At 49.1% G+C, this 16,578-nt stretch carries 16 protein-coding genes, 1 pseudogene and 1 other annotated feature; of the genes and pseudogenes, 9 read left to right on the forward strand and 8 right to left on the reverse strand.

Annotated features, from left to right (window positions below; translation table 11 throughout):
- Positions 1-32: 32 nt before the first annotated feature.
- The 4 genes and pseudogenes from plaP to HV261_RS17075 all read right to left on the reverse strand — a co-directional run bounded on the left by plaP (position 33) and on the right by HV261_RS17075 (position 3,459).
- Positions 33-1,394, reverse strand: a complete 1,362-nt coding sequence (gene plaP, locus HV261_RS17060) for a putrescine/proton symporter PlaP (RefSeq protein ID WP_040231916.1) — start codon at positions 1,392-1,394, stop codon at positions 33-35.
- Positions 1,384-1,446 (reverse strand): membrane protein YoeI, encoded by a 63-nt coding sequence (yoeI, locus tag HV261_RS28010; RefSeq protein WP_101741514.1) that lies wholly within the window; start codon positions 1,444-1,446, stop codon positions 1,384-1,386. The genes plaP and yoeI overlap by 11 nt, the downstream gene beginning before the upstream one ends.
- A 162-nt stretch (positions 1,447-1,608) precedes the next feature.
- Positions 1,609-2,593: pseudogene (locus tag HV261_RS17070) on the reverse strand (LysR substrate-binding domain-containing protein).
- Between the two features lie 41 nt (positions 2,594-2,634).
- Positions 2,635-3,459, reverse strand: a complete 825-nt coding sequence (locus HV261_RS17075; protein WP_040231914.1) for an SDR family oxidoreductase — start codon at positions 3,457-3,459, stop codon at positions 2,635-2,637.
- Positions 3,460-3,633: 174 nt separating this feature from the next.
- On the opposite strand from HV261_RS17075, the gene hisL reads away from it, so the two are divergent.
- The 9 genes from hisL to hisIE all read left to right on the forward strand — a co-directional run bounded on the left by hisL (position 3,634) and on the right by hisIE (position 10,957).
- Positions 3,634-3,681, forward strand: a complete 48-nt coding sequence (gene hisL, locus HV261_RS17080; protein WP_101741515.1) for a his operon leader peptide — start codon at positions 3,634-3,636, stop codon at positions 3,679-3,681.
- Positions 3,657-3,779: a sequence feature (His leader region), on the forward strand. It overlaps the preceding gene by 25 nt.
- A 45-nt stretch (positions 3,780-3,824) precedes the next feature.
- Positions 3,825-4,724, forward strand: a complete 900-nt coding sequence (gene hisG / locus HV261_RS17085; RefSeq protein WP_202038942.1) for an ATP phosphoribosyltransferase — start codon at positions 3,825-3,827, stop codon at positions 4,722-4,724.
- A gap of 98 nt (positions 4,725-4,822) precedes the next feature.
- The gene (gene hisD / locus HV261_RS17090) at positions 4,823-6,127 is read left to right on the forward strand and encodes a histidinol dehydrogenase (RefSeq protein ID WP_202038943.1); all 1,305 of its coding nucleotides are present in this window, start codon (positions 4,823-4,825) and stop codon (positions 6,125-6,127) included.
- A complete protein-coding gene (gene hisC, locus HV261_RS17095; protein ID WP_202038944.1) occupies positions 6,124-7,203 on the forward strand; it encodes a histidinol-phosphate transaminase in 1,080 nt (359 codons plus the stop codon). The genes hisD and hisC overlap by 4 nt, the downstream gene beginning before the upstream one ends.
- Positions 7,200-8,267: a bifunctional histidinol-phosphatase/imidazoleglycerol-phosphate dehydratase HisB gene (gene hisB / locus HV261_RS17100; RefSeq protein ID WP_137382270.1), complete on the forward strand. Its 1,068-nt coding sequence runs from the start codon at positions 7,200-7,202 to the stop codon at positions 8,265-8,267. The genes hisC and hisB overlap by 4 nt, the downstream gene beginning before the upstream one ends.
- The gene (gene hisH, locus HV261_RS17105; RefSeq protein ID WP_202038945.1) at positions 8,267-8,857 is read left to right on the forward strand and encodes an imidazole glycerol phosphate synthase subunit HisH; all 591 of its coding nucleotides are present in this window, start codon (positions 8,267-8,269) and stop codon (positions 8,855-8,857) included. The genes hisB and hisH overlap by 1 nt, the downstream gene beginning before the upstream one ends.
- Positions 8,857-9,594: a 1-(5-phosphoribosyl)-5-[(5-phosphoribosylamino)methylideneamino]imidazole-4-carboxamide isomerase gene (hisA, locus tag HV261_RS17110; protein WP_202038946.1), complete on the forward strand. Its 738-nt coding sequence runs from the start codon at positions 8,857-8,859 to the stop codon at positions 9,592-9,594. Before hisH ends, hisA begins: the two co-directional genes overlap by 1 nt.
- The gene (gene hisF, locus HV261_RS17115) at positions 9,576-10,352 is read left to right on the forward strand and encodes an imidazole glycerol phosphate synthase subunit HisF (RefSeq protein ID WP_202038947.1); all 777 of its coding nucleotides are present in this window, start codon (positions 9,576-9,578) and stop codon (positions 10,350-10,352) included. Before hisA ends, hisF begins: the two co-directional genes overlap by 19 nt.
- Positions 10,346-10,957, forward strand: coding sequence for a bifunctional phosphoribosyl-AMP cyclohydrolase/phosphoribosyl-ATP diphosphatase HisIE (gene hisIE / locus HV261_RS17120; protein WP_202038948.1), 612 nt, complete (start codon positions 10,346-10,348; stop codon positions 10,955-10,957). Before hisF ends, hisIE begins: the two co-directional genes overlap by 7 nt.
- A gap of 46 nt (positions 10,958-11,003) precedes the next feature.
- Here hisIE and ugd read toward each other — a convergent pair whose 3' ends face one another.
- The 4 genes from ugd to galE all read right to left on the reverse strand — a co-directional run bounded on the left by ugd (position 11,004) and on the right by galE (position 16,438).
- Positions 11,004-12,170, reverse strand: coding sequence for a UDP-glucose 6-dehydrogenase (gene ugd / locus HV261_RS17125; protein WP_202038949.1), 1,167 nt, complete (start codon positions 12,168-12,170; stop codon positions 11,004-11,006).
- Positions 12,171-12,405: 235 nt separating this feature from the next.
- Positions 12,406-13,812 (reverse strand): NADP-dependent phosphogluconate dehydrogenase, encoded by a 1,407-nt coding sequence (gene gnd / locus HV261_RS17130; protein ID WP_040231903.1) that lies wholly within the window; start codon positions 13,810-13,812, stop codon positions 12,406-12,408.
- A gap of 209 nt (positions 13,813-14,021) precedes the next feature.
- Complete coding sequence (locus tag HV261_RS17135; protein ID WP_048212025.1) at positions 14,022-15,179, reverse strand: glycosyltransferase family 4 protein; 1,158 nt, start codon at positions 15,177-15,179, stop codon at positions 14,022-14,024.
- 242 nt (positions 15,180-15,421) lie between these two features.
- Complete coding sequence (gene galE, locus HV261_RS17140; RefSeq protein ID WP_202038950.1) at positions 15,422-16,438, reverse strand: UDP-glucose 4-epimerase GalE; 1,017 nt, start codon at positions 16,436-16,438, stop codon at positions 15,422-15,424.
- Between the last annotated feature and the right edge of the window lie 140 nt (positions 16,439-16,578).

A 16,578-nucleotide genomic window follows, 5' to 3' on the forward strand; every position in this document is an offset into this window, starting at 1 on the left:
TGTCTCCGGTTTTTCGATGTCAGATTAGATTATTACGCGATATCTTCATCGTACTGCGGTACCGGGTTGCGGAAACTCTTGGTCACACAAGCCAGGTAGATCAGGCCAATACCAGCCCAGATCAGCCCCAGAACCATAGAGCTCTCTTCCAGGTTCACCCACAGCGCACCCACGGTCAGCGCACCGCACATTGGCAGGAACAGATACTGGAAGTGGTCTTTCAGCGTCTTGTTACGCTTCTCACGGATCCAGAACTGGGAGATTACCGACAGGTTAACGAAGGTAAACGCCACCAGCGCACCAAAGTTAATCAGCGCCGTCGCCATTACCAGGTCGAAGTTGATTGCCAGCAGGGCAATCGCGCCAACCAGGATGATGTTCATGGACGGAGTACGCCATTTCGGGTGCACATAACCGAAGAAACTTTTCGGGAATACACCATCGCGCCCCATCACGTACATCAGACGCGCTACGCCTGCATGCGCCGCCATCCCGGATGCCAATACGGTAATGGTGGAGAAAATCAGCGCGCCGACCTGGAAGAACTTACCGGCTACGTACAGCATGATTTCAGGCTGTGAAGCATCCGGGTCCTTGAAGCGAGAGATATCCGGGAAGTACAGCTGCAACAGATAGGTGGAGACAATAAAGATCAGGCCACCAATCAGCGCGGTCAGGAAAATTGCACGCGGGATCACGCGCTCAGCATCCTTGGTCTCTTCAGAGAGGTTGCTGATACCGTCGAAACCAGTGAATGAGAAGCACAGGATAGTAGCACCCGTGATCATTGGAATCACGTGCGCGTCACCTGACCAGAACGGACGGCTGCTCACCAGCGTACCCGCACCTTCCCCTTCGAACACGCCATAAACGACCATGCCGAGGATCACTGCAATCAACACGACCTGCAACAGCACGATCACGGTGTTGAAGTTCGCGACAGATTTGAGGCTGCGCAGGTTAAAAGCAGTCATAAAAGCCACCAGTGCTACCACGAAAATCCATGACGGTATCGACGGCACCAGGGCTTCAAAATAGATTTTCGCCAACAGAATGTTGATCATTGGTGCGAACAGGTAGTCCAGCAGTGATGACCAACCCACCATAAAGCCAACGGTCGGGCTAATGGATTTCTGGGCGTAAGTGTAGGCAGAGCCTGCAGACGGATAGCGACGCACCAGTTTACCGTAGCTCAGTGCGGTAAAAAGGATGGCGATCAGTGCAAAGGCGTAAGCTGTCGGGACGTGACCATCGGTCATTCCTGATACGATACCGAATGTATCGAACAGCGTCATCGGCTGCATATAGGCAAGGCCCATCATGACAACCGGAACCAGCGTAAGCGTTTTACGTAATTCCACGCGAGAGGTGTTTGGAGTAGCGTTATGCGACATGGTTATCCTCCATTACGGCGGAAACCGTCGCGTAAGCAAAAAATTGCCCCATTTTTTGTTAATCCTCAGCGACAACAACTGTCGATTTTTAAGTAAGTATCTATCCGGTACGAAGCCCGGCCTCTTTTATGAATGATTGGTTTGATGCAAAAAAATAACCGACGCGTATTAAAACGTCGGTTAATCTCATTTTTTGCAAGCGGCGCATTGTGCCCTAAATTAGGGCGAAATGACAAGAGAATGAGAGCCTTGTCAAAAAATATTTTTTCCTAACCGATTGATTTATCGACAACCGTTTTTACATAGACACCCGCGATAGCACTATTTGCTAAAATTTCATCCCGCCACCATGCACTGGCTAATCCCGCGGTCTGCTCGTTCCAGCCAATCCACACGGGTTCAAACAGAATTTGCGCGACAACTTTCTTCTCAATCAGGGCCCCGCTGTCCAGAAATCGTTGTGCCAGATAGCGCGGAATATAACCACATCCCAGACCACTTATCTGCAGTTCCAGTTTGGTTTTGAAGTCAAAAACGGTGATGGCTTCCTGATCGTCAAGAAGCTGAGAAGCCGATACGTTCGCGGGATGCGCATTATCGCCGACCACAATGGCGCGAAAACGTTTGATCGTTCTGCGGCTCAACGGTTCCGGCTCCTGCGCCAATGGATGATGGGGGGCAACAACAAAAGCCTGTTCAAGCACACCCAAGCGCGCAAATCCAAAATCACTTGCTGTGGGTGGGTCACGCATGGCACCCACAATGATATCGGCCCGGCCCTGAATCAGGGCATCCCAAGAGCCGCCCAATACGCCATTGATAAATTTAAGACGCGTCACGCTGTGGTGTTGATAGAAAGATTCGATGAGCGGGGCAAGAAGCGAAAAGGGAAAGGTATCGTCTACGCCGATAACCAGTTCATTCTCCCAGCCTTCATGCAGTTTGATGGCCTGCTTTTCAAGTTCGCGCACGGTATGTAATACCTCGCGTCCCTTTTCCAGCAGCATCTGCCCGGTACGGGTAAATTTGGCCCGGTGTCCACTGCGATCCAACAACTGAATATTGAGATCGCTTTCTAGTTTGTGGACGGTATAACTCAGCGCTGACGGCGTCTTAAACAATTTTGCGGACGCCGCCGCGAAACTCCCCTCTTTCTCTAACGCATCAAGAATGATCAAAACATCCAGCAGTGGTTTCATACTCGCCCCCTGGCGGTATACAGCGGCACTCTGCTGATCTGTCACTCCATCGGCATCACCAGCGGATCGGGATACTGGTACTCAAATCCAAGCTCATTACAAATTCGGTTGCCATCAATGACTTTACCTTTACCGTTATCCACTCCGTCCCGGAAATCCGGTGGTTCCATCCCCAACAGACGAGCCATCTGAGGGTAGAACACATTGCGCGCCGGATGCATAGGCGCACATATATTATAGATGTGTCCCCCTTTAGGCGCTTGCAGCAGCAACGTGATAGCAGAAACCACGTCATCCAGATGCACCAGATTGACGCCATGCTGGCCATCAGGTGCAGTTTTACCCGCAAAAAAGCGACCGGGATGTCTGCCCGGTCCCACCAGGCCTGCCAGGCGCAGGATATCCACCGACGTTCCCGGCAAATTGTGCAGCCAGTCTTCGAGTTCTTTCAGGACTCGACCACTTGCCGTGACCGGATTGCGTGGTGTGCCCTCTTTCACTGTCCCCTGCACATCACCATAAACCGAGGTAGAGCTGGTAAAAATAATCCGTGGAATACGATACGCCAGCGCACTGTCGACCAGTTCCTGCATTGCCTGTAAATAAAACGTCTCACCCGGGCCACTACGGCGTGCAGGCAGGGTAATGACCAGCGCATCCGCATCCATTAGCGCATCGAGATCGTCAGGTTCACAGACCAGTTCAGGCTCCAGGCGCAGCGAGTAGCTTTCAATACCGCTCATTCGGGCCGCTTCCACCCCATCCAATGTGGTTTTGCTGCCGGTTACCTGCCAGCCCCTGGCCGCCAGAGACATGGCTAACGGCATGCCTAACCAACCTAATCCGACAATTGCGACCTTTTTCATGCCTTTTCTCCTGACGTTTGGCCTATAACCCAAGGCTACGCCAGCCCACGGTGGCTGACAATTCATAGTATCAATATGAAATGAATTAATGATCAAAAAAAGCCCTTGCTTTCCGTGGCTAAAGTGGTTTAGGTTAAAAGACATCAAATGAATAAGCATTCATCGAGAAAATTTATGACACGCGCTCAATTTAATCACCATCATCACCATCATCCTGACTAGTCTTTCAGGCGATGCGTGCTGGGAGACATTTAAATCTTCCAGCGGTGCATGAGCGTATGAGAAAGCCCCCGGAAGATTTCTTCCGGGGGCTTTTTTTTGTGCGTGACCCAAACCGATTCAGACAGGATAACGAGGAATAGAGAATGTTAGACAACACCCGCTTACGCATAGCTATGCAGAAATCAGGCCGTTTAAGCGATGACTCACGCGAATTGCTGGCCCGCTGTGGCATTAAAATTAATCTTCACACCCAGCGCCTGATTGCGATGGCAGAGAATATGCCTATCGATATTCTCCGCGTACGCGATGACGATATCCCGGGTCTGGTCATGGATGGCGTCGTTGATCTCGGCATCATCGGCGAAAACGTGCTGGAAGAAGAACTGCTCAACCGACGGGCACAGGGTGAAGATCCTCGTTACTTTACGTTACGTCGTCTGGACTTCGGCGGCTGTCGCCTTTCGCTGGCGACCCCGGTTGACGAAGCCTGGGACGGTCCGTCTGCACTGAACGGCAAACGTATCGCCACCTCTTATCCGCACCTGCTCAAACGCTATCTCGACCAGAAAGGGGTTTCGTTCAAATCCTGTTTGTTAAATGGGTCTGTCGAAGTTGCTCCCCGTGCGGGACTTGCAGATGCAATCTGCGATCTGGTCTCCACCGGTGCAACGCTTGAAGCCAACGGCCTGCGTGAAGTGGAAGTCATTTACCGTTCCAAAGCCTGCCTGATTCAGCGTGACGGAGAAATGCCGGCAGCTAAACAACAACTGATTGATAAGCTGCTGACCCGTATTCAGGGGGTTATTCAGGCTCGCGAATCTAAATACATCATGATGCACGCGCCAAGTGAACGTCTGGACGACGTTATCGCCTTGCTGCCAGGCGCTGAACGCCCAACGATTTTGCCACTGGCCGGCGATCAGCAGCGCGTGGCAATGCACATGGTTAGCAGCGAAACCCTGTTCTGGGAAACGATGGAAAAACTGAAAGCGCTTGGCGCCAGCTCCATCCTGGTGCTGCCTATTGAGAAGATGATGGAGTAATTCCACTTATGCTGCCCGGTGGCGCTTCGCTTGCCGGGCCTACAAGACCCGTAGGCCGGATAAACAACGAGCCATCCGGCAAAAAAAGGAAGACGATTATGAGCTTTAATACCATCATCGACTGGAATAGCTGTACTGAAGAGCAGCAAAGTGAATTACTGATGCGCCCGGCAATCTCGGCGTCAGAGAGCATCACCCGTACCGTGAGCGAAATTCTGCATAACGTAAAGTCGCGCGGTGACGCAGCGCTACGTGAATACAGCGCAAAGTTTGATAAAACTAACGTGAGTGCGCTGAAAGTCAGTGCTGAAGAGATTGCCGCCGCTGGCGCACGTCTTGGCGATGACCTTAAACAGGCCATGGCAGTCGCCGTGAAAAACATCGAGACGTTTCATAACGCGCAACAACTGCCGGTCGTCGATATTGAAACGCAGCCCGGTGTACGCTGCCAACAGGTTACCCGCCCGGTAAATTCTGTTGGACTGTACATTCCTGGGGGCTCCGCGCCGCTCTTCTCAACGGTGTTAATGCTCGCCACCCCGGCCCGCATTGCAGGCTGTAAAAAAGTGGTGTTGTGTTCTCCCCCACCTATCGCCGATGAAATTCTGTATGCCGCGCAGCTCTGCGGCGTACAGGACGTGTTTAACGTTGGGGGCGCACAAGCGATTGCCGCGCTGGCATTTGGCAGCGAATCCGTGCCGAAAGTGGACAAAATTTTCGGCCCCGGTAATGCCTTTGTGACCGAAGCCAAGCGTCAGGTTAGTCAGCGTCTGGACGGTGCCGCCATCGATATGCCAGCAGGCCCGTCTGAAGTACTGGTGATTGCCGACAGCGGCGCCACGGCGGATTTCGTTGCCTCTGACTTACTCTCACAGGCCGAACACGGCCCCGATTCCCAAGTGATCCTGTTGACGCCGGATGCCGGTATGGCCAGCCAGGTTGCTGAAGCAGTAGAACGCCAGCTTGCCGCGCTGCCACGCGCTGAAACCGCGCGGCAGGCGTTAAGCGCCAGTCGTCTGATTGTCACCCGCTCTCTCGCGCAATGCGTAGCGATTTCTAATGCGTACGGCCCGGAGCACCTGATCATTCAGACCCGCAATGCTCGCGAACTGGTCGATGACATCACCAGTGCGGGCTCTGTCTTTCTCGGTGACTGGTCACCGGAATCTGCCGGTGACTATGCCTCCGGGACTAACCACGTGCTGCCTACCTACGGCTATACCGCAACCTGCTCAAGTCTTGGACTGGCCGATTTCCAAAAGCGGATGACCGTACAGGAATTATCGCCGCAAGGTTTCTCTGCCCTGGCCGCAACCATCGAAAGGCTGGCCGCCGCAGAACGACTGACAGCCCACAAAAATGCCGTTACCCTGCGCGTTAACGCCCTGAAGGAGCAAGCATGAGCACTGACAACATTCTCAGCGTTACTGATTTAGCCCGTAAAAATGTCCGTGAGCTAACACCGTATCAGTCTGCCCGCCGTCTGGGCGGAAATGGCGACGTCTGGCTCAATGCCAATGAGTTCCCCACCGCCGTTGAATTCCAACTGACTCAGCAAACACTGAACCGTTATCCGGAGTGTCAGCCGAAGGCAGTGATCGAGAACTACGCGCAGTATGCAGGCGTTAAGCCAGAGCAGGTACTGGTCAGCCGCGGTGCTGATGAAGGTATCGAGTTGCTGGTACGTGCTTTTTGCGAGCCGGGTAAAGATGCGATTCTCTACTGCCCGCCAACCTATGGCATGTATAGCGTCAGTGCTGAAACCATTGGCGTTGAATGTCGCACCGTACCAACTCTTGCCGACTGGCAACTGGATTTACAGGGTATCGCTGACAAGCTTGATGGCGTGAAAGTGGTTTACGTATGCAGTCCCAATAACCCGACGGGCCAGTTAATTAACCCGCAGGATCTGCGTTCACTGCTCGACATGACGCAGGGCAAAGCCATCGTGGTCGCCGATGAAGCGTACATCGAGTTTTGCCCGCAGGCCACACTGGCGGGCTGGTTATCGGAGTACCCAAACCTGGTGGTACTGCGCACCCTGTCTAAGGCGTTTGCCCTTGCCGGTTTGCGCTGCGGATTTACGCTAGCTAATGAAGACGTTATCAACCTGTTGTTGAAAGTGATCGCGCCTTACCCGCTCTCTACACCGGTGGCAGATATCGCCGCTCAGGCGCTAACGCCGCAAGGCATTTCCGCTATGCGCGAGCGCGTGGCGCAGATTCTGCAAGAGCGTCAATACCTGGTTGATAACCTGAAAACCATCCGCTGTGTCGAACAAGTTTTCGACTCTGAAACCAACTATGTTCTGGCGCGCTTCACCGCATCAAGCAGCGTATTTAAATCTTTGTGGGATCAGGGCATTATCTTACGAGACCAGAACAAACAACCTTCATTGAGCGGCTGCCTGCGTATTACTGTCGGAACCCGTGAAGAGAGCCAGCGCGTCATTGACGCCTTACGTGCGGAGCAAGTATGAGCCAGAAGTATCTTTTTATTGACCGTGATGGAACCCTGATTTCCGAGCCGCCCAGTGACTTTCAGGTTGATCGCTTCGACAAGCTTGCCTTTGAGCCGGAGGTGGTCCCGGTCTTGCTAAAACTGCAAAAAGCAGGTTTTAAGCTGGTGATGATCACCAACCAGGATGGACTGGGAACACAAAGCTTCCCGCAGGCGGATTTTGACGGTCCGCACAACCTGATGATGCAAATTTTCACCTCGCAGGGCGTCATTTTTGATGAAGTACTGATCTGTCCGCACCTGCCGGCAGACGCGTGTGATTGTCGTAAACCCAAAGTGAAGCTGGTCGAGCAATACCTGATTGAACAGGTGCTGGATACCGAGAACAGCTACGTGATCGGCGATCGCGCAACCGACATTCAACTGGCGGAAAACATGGGCATCACCGGGTTACGCTATCACCGCGACACGCTGAACTGGGCAATGATCGGTGAGCAGCTAACCAAACGGGATCGCTACGCCCACGTTGAACGTAATACAAAAGAAACGCAGATTGACGTTAAAGTCTGGCTGGACCGCGAAGGCCGCAGCAAAATTAATACCGGCGTCGGCTTCTTTGACCACATGCTGGATCAAATCTCGACCCACGGTGGTTTTCGCATGGAGATAGCCGTCAAAGGCGATCTGTATATTGACGATCACCACACCGTTGAGGATACCGGGCTGGCTCTGGGCGAAGCCTTAAAACTGGCGTTGGGCGATAAACGAGGCATCAACCGTTTTGGTTTTGTGCTGCCGATGGACGAGTGCCTCGCACGCTGCGCCCTGGATATCTCCGGACGTCCACACCTGGAGTACCGGGCTGAGTTTACCTATCAGCGCGTCGGCGATCTGAGTACGGAGATGATCGAACACTTCTTCCGTTCGCTCTCTTACACCATGGGTGTCACGTTACACCTTAAAACCAAAGGTAAAAATGACCACCACCGCGTGGAAAGTCTGTTCAAAGCCTTTGGCCGCACGCTGCGCCAGGCTATTCGCGTAGAAGGCGACACGCTTCCTTCTTCAAAAGGAGTGCTGTGATGAACGTGGTGATCCTCGACACCGGCTGTGCCAACCTGAACTCGGTGAAATCCGCCGTCGCACGCCACGGCTATGATCCGGTGGTTAGCCGCGATGCGGATGTTGTGCTGCGTGCCGATAAACTGTTTCTGCCTGGTGTGGGTACCGCACAGGCGGCAATGGATCAGCTACACGAGCGTGAGCTGATTGAACTGATTAAAGCCTGCACACAACCTGTACTGGGGATTTGCTTAGGTATGCAGCTGCTTGGTCGGCGCAGTGAAGAAAGCAACGGTGTCTCCCTGCTGGGGATTATTGATCAAGACGTACCCAAAATGACCGATTTTGGTCTGCCGTTGCCACATATGGGTTGGAACCGTGTCTATCCACAGGCCGGAAACCGCCTTTTCCAGGGTATTGAGGATGGGGCGTATTTCTATTTTGTACACAGCTACGCGATGCCGGTGAACCCATGGACTATTGCGCAATGCAACTACGGTGAGCCCTTCACCGCAGCGATACAAAAGGATAATTTCTTTGGCGTGCAGTTCCACCCGGAGCGTTCAGGTGCCGCTGGCGCGAAGTTGCTGAAAAACTTTCTGGAGATGTAATGATAATTCCGGCATTAGATTTAATCGACGGCACGGTTGTGCGTCTTCATCAGGGCGATTACGCAACGCAGCGTGATTACGGTAACGATCCCCTGCCCCGTTTACAGGGCTATGCCGCACAAGGCGCAAAGGTGCTGCACCTGGTGGATCTGACCGGTGCAAAAGATCCGCAGAAACGGCAAATACCGCTGATTAAAACACTGGTGGCTGGCGTAAACGTACCGGTGCAGGTAGGGGGTGGCGTACGTACTGAAGAAGACGTCGCCGCGCTGCTGGATGCGGGCGTTGCACGTGTGGTTGTCGGCTCGACGGCGGTAAAATCGCCCGAACGTGTTAAAACCTGGTTCACGCGTTTCGGCGCTGATGCGCTGGTGCTGGCGCTGGATGTGCGGATTGACGAGCTCGGGAATAAACAGGTTGCGGTCAGCGGCTGGCAGGAAGACTCCGGCGTTTCACTGGAAGAACTGGTTGAGGCCTATTTACCCGTTGGGCTGAAGCATGTGCTGTGCACCGATATCTCTCGCGACGGCACGCTGGCTGGCTCAAACGTTGCACTGTACGAAGAAGTGTGTGCGAAATACCCCCAAGTGGCATTTCAGTCATCCGGCGGGATTGGTGGGATTGAAGATGTCGCCGCCCTGCGCGGAACCGGCGTTGGCGGCGTCATTGTGGGTCGTGCTTTGCTGGAAGGTAAATTCACCGTTGAGGAGGCCATCCAATGCTGGCAAAACGCATAATCCCTTGCCTTGATGTTCGTGACGGGCAGGTTGTCAAAGGTGTTCAGTTCCGCAATCACGAGATTATTGGCGATATCGTTCCGCTGGCAAAACGCTATGCCGAAGAAGGCGCAGATGAGCTGGTTTTTTACGATATCACCGCATCGAGCGATGGTCGCGTGGTGGACAAAAGCTGGGTATCACGCGTTGCAGAAGTGATCGACATTCCGTTCTGTGTCGCCGGTGGAATTAAATCCCCCGAGGATGCCGCAAAGATACTGTCTTTCGGCGCAGATAAAATTTCTATCAACTCCCCTGCTCTGGCTGACCCAACGTTGATCACCCGCCTGGCGGATCGCTTTGGCGTGCAATGCATCGTGGTGGGTATCGACACCTGGCATGATGCACAAACCGGGAAGTATCACGTCAATCAGTACACCGGAGATGAAAACCGTACGCGCGTTACACAGTGGGAAACGATCGACTGGGTAACAGAGGTGCAAAAACTGGGCGCGGGTGAAATCGTTCTTAATATGATGAATCAGGACGGCGTGCGTAACGGCTACGATCTTGAGCAATTGAAAAAAGTGCGCGAAGTTTGCCATGTTCCACTGATCGCTTCTGGCGGTGCCGGAACGATGGAGCACTTCCTCGAAGCCTTCAGGGATGCGGATGTCGATGGCGCGCTTGCCGCCTCGGTCTTCCACAAGCAAATTATCAATATTGGCGAATTAAAAGCGTACCTGGCAACACAGGGCGTGGAGATCAGGATATGTTAACCAAGCAACAATGCCGCGAGCTGGACTGGGAAAAAACCGATGGGATGATGCCGGTCGTCGTGCAGCATGCGATTTCCGGTGAAGTGCTGATGCTCGGGTATATGAACCCGGAGGCGCTGGATAAAACGATTGAAAGCGGGAAAGTGACCTTTTTCTCGCGGACCAAGCAACGTCTGTGGACCAAAGGAGAAACATCCGGTCACTTCCTGAATGTGGTGAGCATTGCACCTGACTGTGACAACGACACCCTGCTGGCGCTGGTTAACCCGATAGGGCCAACCTGTCACAAAGGCACCAGCAGCTGTTTTGGTGAGTCCAGCCACCAATGGCTGTTCCTGTATCAACTGGAGCAACTGCTGGCTGAGCGCAAAACGGCAGATCCCGCCAGCTCCTATACCGCAAAATTGTACGCCAGCGGTACGAAGCGAATTGCCCAGAAAGTTGGAGAAGAAGGTGTTGAAACAGCACTGGCCGCGACCGTGCATGACCGTTTCGAGTTGACCAATGAGGCATCGGACCTGATGTATCACCTGCTGGTTCTGCTGCAGGACCAGGATCTCGATCTGACGACGGTGATTGAGAATTTACGCAAACGTCATCAGTAATAGAACGATACCGGCATGATGCCGGTATCATTATTTAGCAAAACCTTTAATCGTTACCGAATAAATCGCGGGTATACACTTTATCAGCGACATCCAGCAGTTCTTCTGCCATGCGGTTAGAGATAATCACATCGGCCTCACTTTTGAATTTAGCCAAATCACGTTCAACCCGTGAATGGAAAAAACTCTCTTCTGCTATTACCGGTTCATAAATAATGACCGGGATACCTTTCGCTTTAATGCGTTTCATAATACCCTGAATAGACGATGCTCTGAAATTATCCGAGCCGCTTTTCATAATCAGGCGATAGATACCGACAACTTTGGGTTTACGCGAAAGAATAGCATCAGCAATAAAATCTTTTCGTGTGCGGTTAGCATCAACGATGGCTGAAATAATATTATTAGGTACAGATTGATAGTTGGCGAGTAATTGCTTTGTGTCTTTTGGCAGACAGTATCCACCATAACCGAATGAAGGGTTGTTGTAATGGTTACCAATGCGCGGGTCCAGACAAACCCCTTCGATGATCTGTCGTGCATTAAGCCCCAGGCTTTCTGCATAGCTATCAAGTTCGTTAAAATAGGCAACACGCATTGCCAGATAGGTGTTTGCAAAAAGCTTAATAGCTTCAGCTTCAGTAGAATCAGTGAACAGCACCGGGATATCCTGCTTTATTGCCCCTTCCTGCAACAAGGCAGCAAAACGCTCTGCACGAGCAGACCGTTCACCGATAACAATTCGTGATGGGTACAAGTTATCATACAGTGCCTTCCCTTCGCGCAGGAACTCAGGAGAAAAGATAATATTATCCGAGTTAAACTTCTGTCGCATAGTCTGCGTAAAACCAACGGGCACTGTTGATTTAATCACCATGAGTGCATCAGGATTTATTGCAATCACATCGCTGATAACTGATTCAACGCTGGAAGTATCAAAATAGTTTGTTTTCGGGTCGTAATCTGTCGGCGTTGCAATAATAACAAAATCTGCATTCTGGTAGGCGTCGTACTTGTCCAACGTGGCGTTGAAATTTATCTCACTTGATTGTAGATACTGTTCAATTTCTTTATCGACTATCGGAGATATCCGATTATTTAGCATCTCGACACGTGATGGGACAATGTCCAGAGCAATGACCTGATGATGTTGGGCGATAAGAAGACCATTTGACAGGCCAACATATCCGGTACCAGAAATGGTAATTTTCATTTCATGCTCTCAGTATTAACTTAATATTTAATCATGATGTCGTACATCCTGATAAGAGAATAATGTTTTAACGTTTTGTCGAATATTGTGTCAACGAAGGTTAAAACAATTCAGATTTTCTTGATCAGGGTACGCCAGAAATATTAAGTAAAGATTAAGCAATCAACGTAAATCAATCAGATTTAAGATAAAAAAAAGCCCGGTTAGAGAACCGGGCCAGTGACTATCAGAAGACTTATTCCATCCATTCGGTATGGAAAACACCTTCTTTATCAGTACGTTTGTAGGTATGCGCACCGAAGTAATCACGCTGTGCCTGAATCAGGTTAGCGGGCAATACTTCTGCACGATAGCTGTCGTAATAAGCGACAGCAGCAGAGAATGTCGGAACCGGGATACCATTCTGCACGGCATACGCTACGACATCACGCAGTGCCTGTTGGTATTCATCGGCAATGTTCTTGAAGTACGGGTCGAGCAGCAGGTTCGCGATACCCGGATTTTTAGCGTAGGCATCGGTGATTTTCTGCAGGAACTGCGCACGAATAATACAGCCCGCACGGAAGATTTTTGCAATCTCGCCGTAATTCAGATCCCAGTTATGCTCGTCGGACGCGGCACGCAGTTGTGAGAAGCCCTGAGCATAAGAAACGATCTTACCGAGGTACAGTGCACGACGTACTTTCTCAATAAATTCTGCTTTATCACCCGCAAGCTGAGCTTTAGGTCCTGACAGGACTTTAGAGGCAGCGACACGCTGATCTTTCAGCGAAGAGATATAGCGAGCAAACACTGATTCAGTGATCAGAGACAGCGGTTCACCAAGATCCAGAGAACTTTGGCTGGTCCATTTACCGGTACCTTTGTTTGCCGCTTCATCCAGAATGAAATCCACCAAATATTTACCATCTTCGTCTTTTTTGGTGAAGATATCTTTGGTGATGTCGATCAGATAGCTGCTCAGTTCACCGTTATTCCACTCGGTAAAGGTGCTGGCCAGTTCTTCGTTGCTCAGGTTCAAACCACCTTTCAACAATGAATAGGCTTCGGCAATCAGCTGCATGTCACCGTATTCAATGCCGTTGTGCACCATCTTCACGTAGTGACCTGCACCGTCGGCACCAATATACGTCACACACGGCTCACCATCTTCAGCAACCGCTGCGATTTTGGTCAGGATTGGCGCGACCAGTTCATAAGCTTCTTTCTGGCCACCCGGCATGATGGATGGGCCTTTCAGCGCACCTTCTTCACCACCAGAGACGCCGGTTCCGATGAAGTTAAAACCTTCAGCGGAGAGCTCACGGTTACGACGGATAGTGTCCTGGAAGAACGTATTACCGCCATCAATGATGATGTCACCTTTATCCAGATAAGGTTTCAGGGAGTCGATAGCTGCATCAGTGCCAGCACCCGCTTTCACCATTAACAGGATACGACGAGGTGTTTCAAGGGATTCAACAAACTCTTTTACCGTATAGTAAGGAACCAGTTTTTTCCCCGGATTTTCGGCGATAACCTCTTCCGTTTTTTCACGTGAGCGGTTGAAAACGGACACGGTGTAACCACGGCTTTCGATGTTGAGCGCCAGGTTGCGCCCCATCACAGCCATACCAACGACGCCGATTTGTTGCTTAGACATTATGTACTCCTGTCAGGTGTGAGTATCACGAGTTAATTTTCTCGCACTCTTGATGAAAGTATATTAACTCAAATGTAGCATTGTTCAGTAAACTGTCACAGCCCCATATTTACCTCAGTATGTCTCTTATATAAGAGCTACTTGCCAGGAATGGATTGGGGAATTGTTGGAGTTAACATATGTATTCAATTTTGCCATCCTGGAATATATTATTCTTTCTCGGGCGTTTTCAAGCATTCAATTTCCAGCTGGAGTATCTTCATCAACTTAGCATTTACTATGCTCGAATCAAATTTTTGTTGGGCAATTTGATAACTTGCATTTCCCATCTGGGGAATCAACTCAGGGTTATATAAAAAGCAAAGCATTTTTTCAGCCAATGCTACTGGTGACCGAGGCTCAATTAAAAAACCATTAACACCATCAACAACGGTCTCCCGACACCCGGGTACGTCGCTGGTTATTACAGCACGTCCCATGGCCATCGCTTCCTGAGTACTGCGAGGAAACCCCTCACGCCATGAAGGCAAAACAAAAACACTCGCTTTAGCGAGCCAATCCTGAACATTATCCACATGACCAGGTAACTCAATGATGTTATTACTTTTTAATTCGTTGAGCCTCTCTATCGTGAGGCTACCAGGATTATGCAGATCAAGACTTCCCAGCATACAAAATTGTGTTTGTGGAAACTGATGTTTGACTATCCTTGCTGCTTCTATAAATTCGTAGACACCTTTTTCTTGTAAAAATCTGGCAACAAATATAAAAGAGACTGGATCAACTGGCGGAGGACAATACGGATAGTCCGACATATTTAAACCAATGCCGCCTAATACATGAACGTCTTTAACATAAATATTTTCATTTACTAAAAGATCTCTTTTATCATCGACATTCAATAACACTAAGCTATCAATATGTTTAAAACTAATTTTGTATAACGAAACAAGTAATTTCTTTAGTAACTTTTTGCGTACAGAGACATGCCCTCCAGAATTGGTAAAAAAGAAACCAAGACCTTCAAGCATTGCATAACGCTTCTGTATTTTTGCAAACTTTGCTGCCAGTGTACCAAAAATGGCTGGCTTTGAAAAATATGAAAACACTAAATCCAAATTTAATGATTTCAGAGTTTTATATAACTTGTAAGTATTAACAACATCGGTAAATGGATTTAAACCAGTACGACTAAAAGAATAACAAACAGGAATAGCGCCAAATGATTTTACTTTTTCTTTAGTGCTATTATCATAGTCAATTGCAAATGCATAGACCACATGCCCATTCTTACACAATGAATTAATCAGTTCTTTTCTGAATTGGATTAGACTTTCTGCTGTAGTACCGATTAATGCTATTTTCATAGTCAATTTCTAAACTCTATTTCTGCATGTACTTTCAGATAATATCCTATCAGGAAATTATTTTAAGTTAGAATTTTACAAACAACACTATCCTATATGTAATAGTTATTTATTGTAATGACCTAAAAGACTGGTTTTATCAAAATAATAACGAGATAATCGTCGCAACTCACTCAGGAGGACAATAGTAATCAAATTAAAACGGGGGTAATATAAGACACAGTTTCATGATTTTAGATCTATCATGCCTTATAACCATTAGGATTTTTCTTTTGCCAGTTCCATGTATGATACATCATATCATCAATGTTAAATCTAGCTTTCCAGTTTAATATTTTCTCTGCTTTTGAAACATCAGCCCATGAAGCTGCGATGTCGCCAGGTCTCCTGGCTACAATCTCATAATTTATTTTTAGGTTACTTGCTTTTTCAAATGCTTTAATGACTTGTAAAACTGATACACCTTGTCCAGTTCCAAGATTGAATACTTCATATCCTTCAACATGATCAAGATGGCGTAATGCACTTACGTGTCCAGCGGCAAGGTCTACAACATGGATAAAATCCCGAACTCCCGTACCATCTACTGTGTCATAATCACCGCCGTAGACGAACAATTTTTCTAGCTTACCAATTGCGACCTGCGAAATATACGGCACAAGATTATTTGGGATGCCATTAGGATCCTCACCAATCAAACCACTTGGATGTGCACCAGCGGGATTAAAATATCGTAACGCAATAATTTTTAATTTATTATTTGATTTTGCATAATCTGATAATATCTCCTCTAGCACCACCTTTGTCGTTCCATATGGACAAGATGCATTACCAACAGGAGAATCTTCCAGATTTGGTACTGGCGAACAATTTCCATAAACAGTTGCAGACGAGCTAAAGATAAACTTGTAAACGTTCGCTTCCTTCATCGCCTCAAGTAACGCAAGTGAACCGCTGACATTATTAATATAATACTCTAATGGTTTATCAACAGACTCGCCTACTGACTTCAGCCCCGCAAAATGAAGAACGGCCTCAATATTATAGCTCGTTAGGATTTTTTTGAGCTCATCTTTATCATTGATGTCTGCTTTGACGAATGGAATATTTTTTGCAACTAATAATTCAACGCGACGAAGCGATTCAATAGATGAATTGCTCAGATTGTCGAGCACCACAACTTCATACCCGCCCTCAATTAACTGTAAAACAGTATGTGAGCCAATATAACCTGTACCACCAGTCACGAGTAGAGTCATGCCATTTCCATAAGATGAATTTATTTTATTCTAACTGCAAATCTATTTGTTTAAATATGTGCGTGTTCTTGTCAACTATTGTCAGAATAAACGAACCTACTTCAACACAATTACCTGCATGTTTTTTAAACACGCTACCG

This window comes from Citrobacter sp. RHBSTW-00671 (assembly GCF_014103415.1).
Taxonomy (GTDB): domain Bacteria; phylum Pseudomonadota; class Gammaproteobacteria; order Enterobacterales; family Enterobacteriaceae; genus Citrobacter.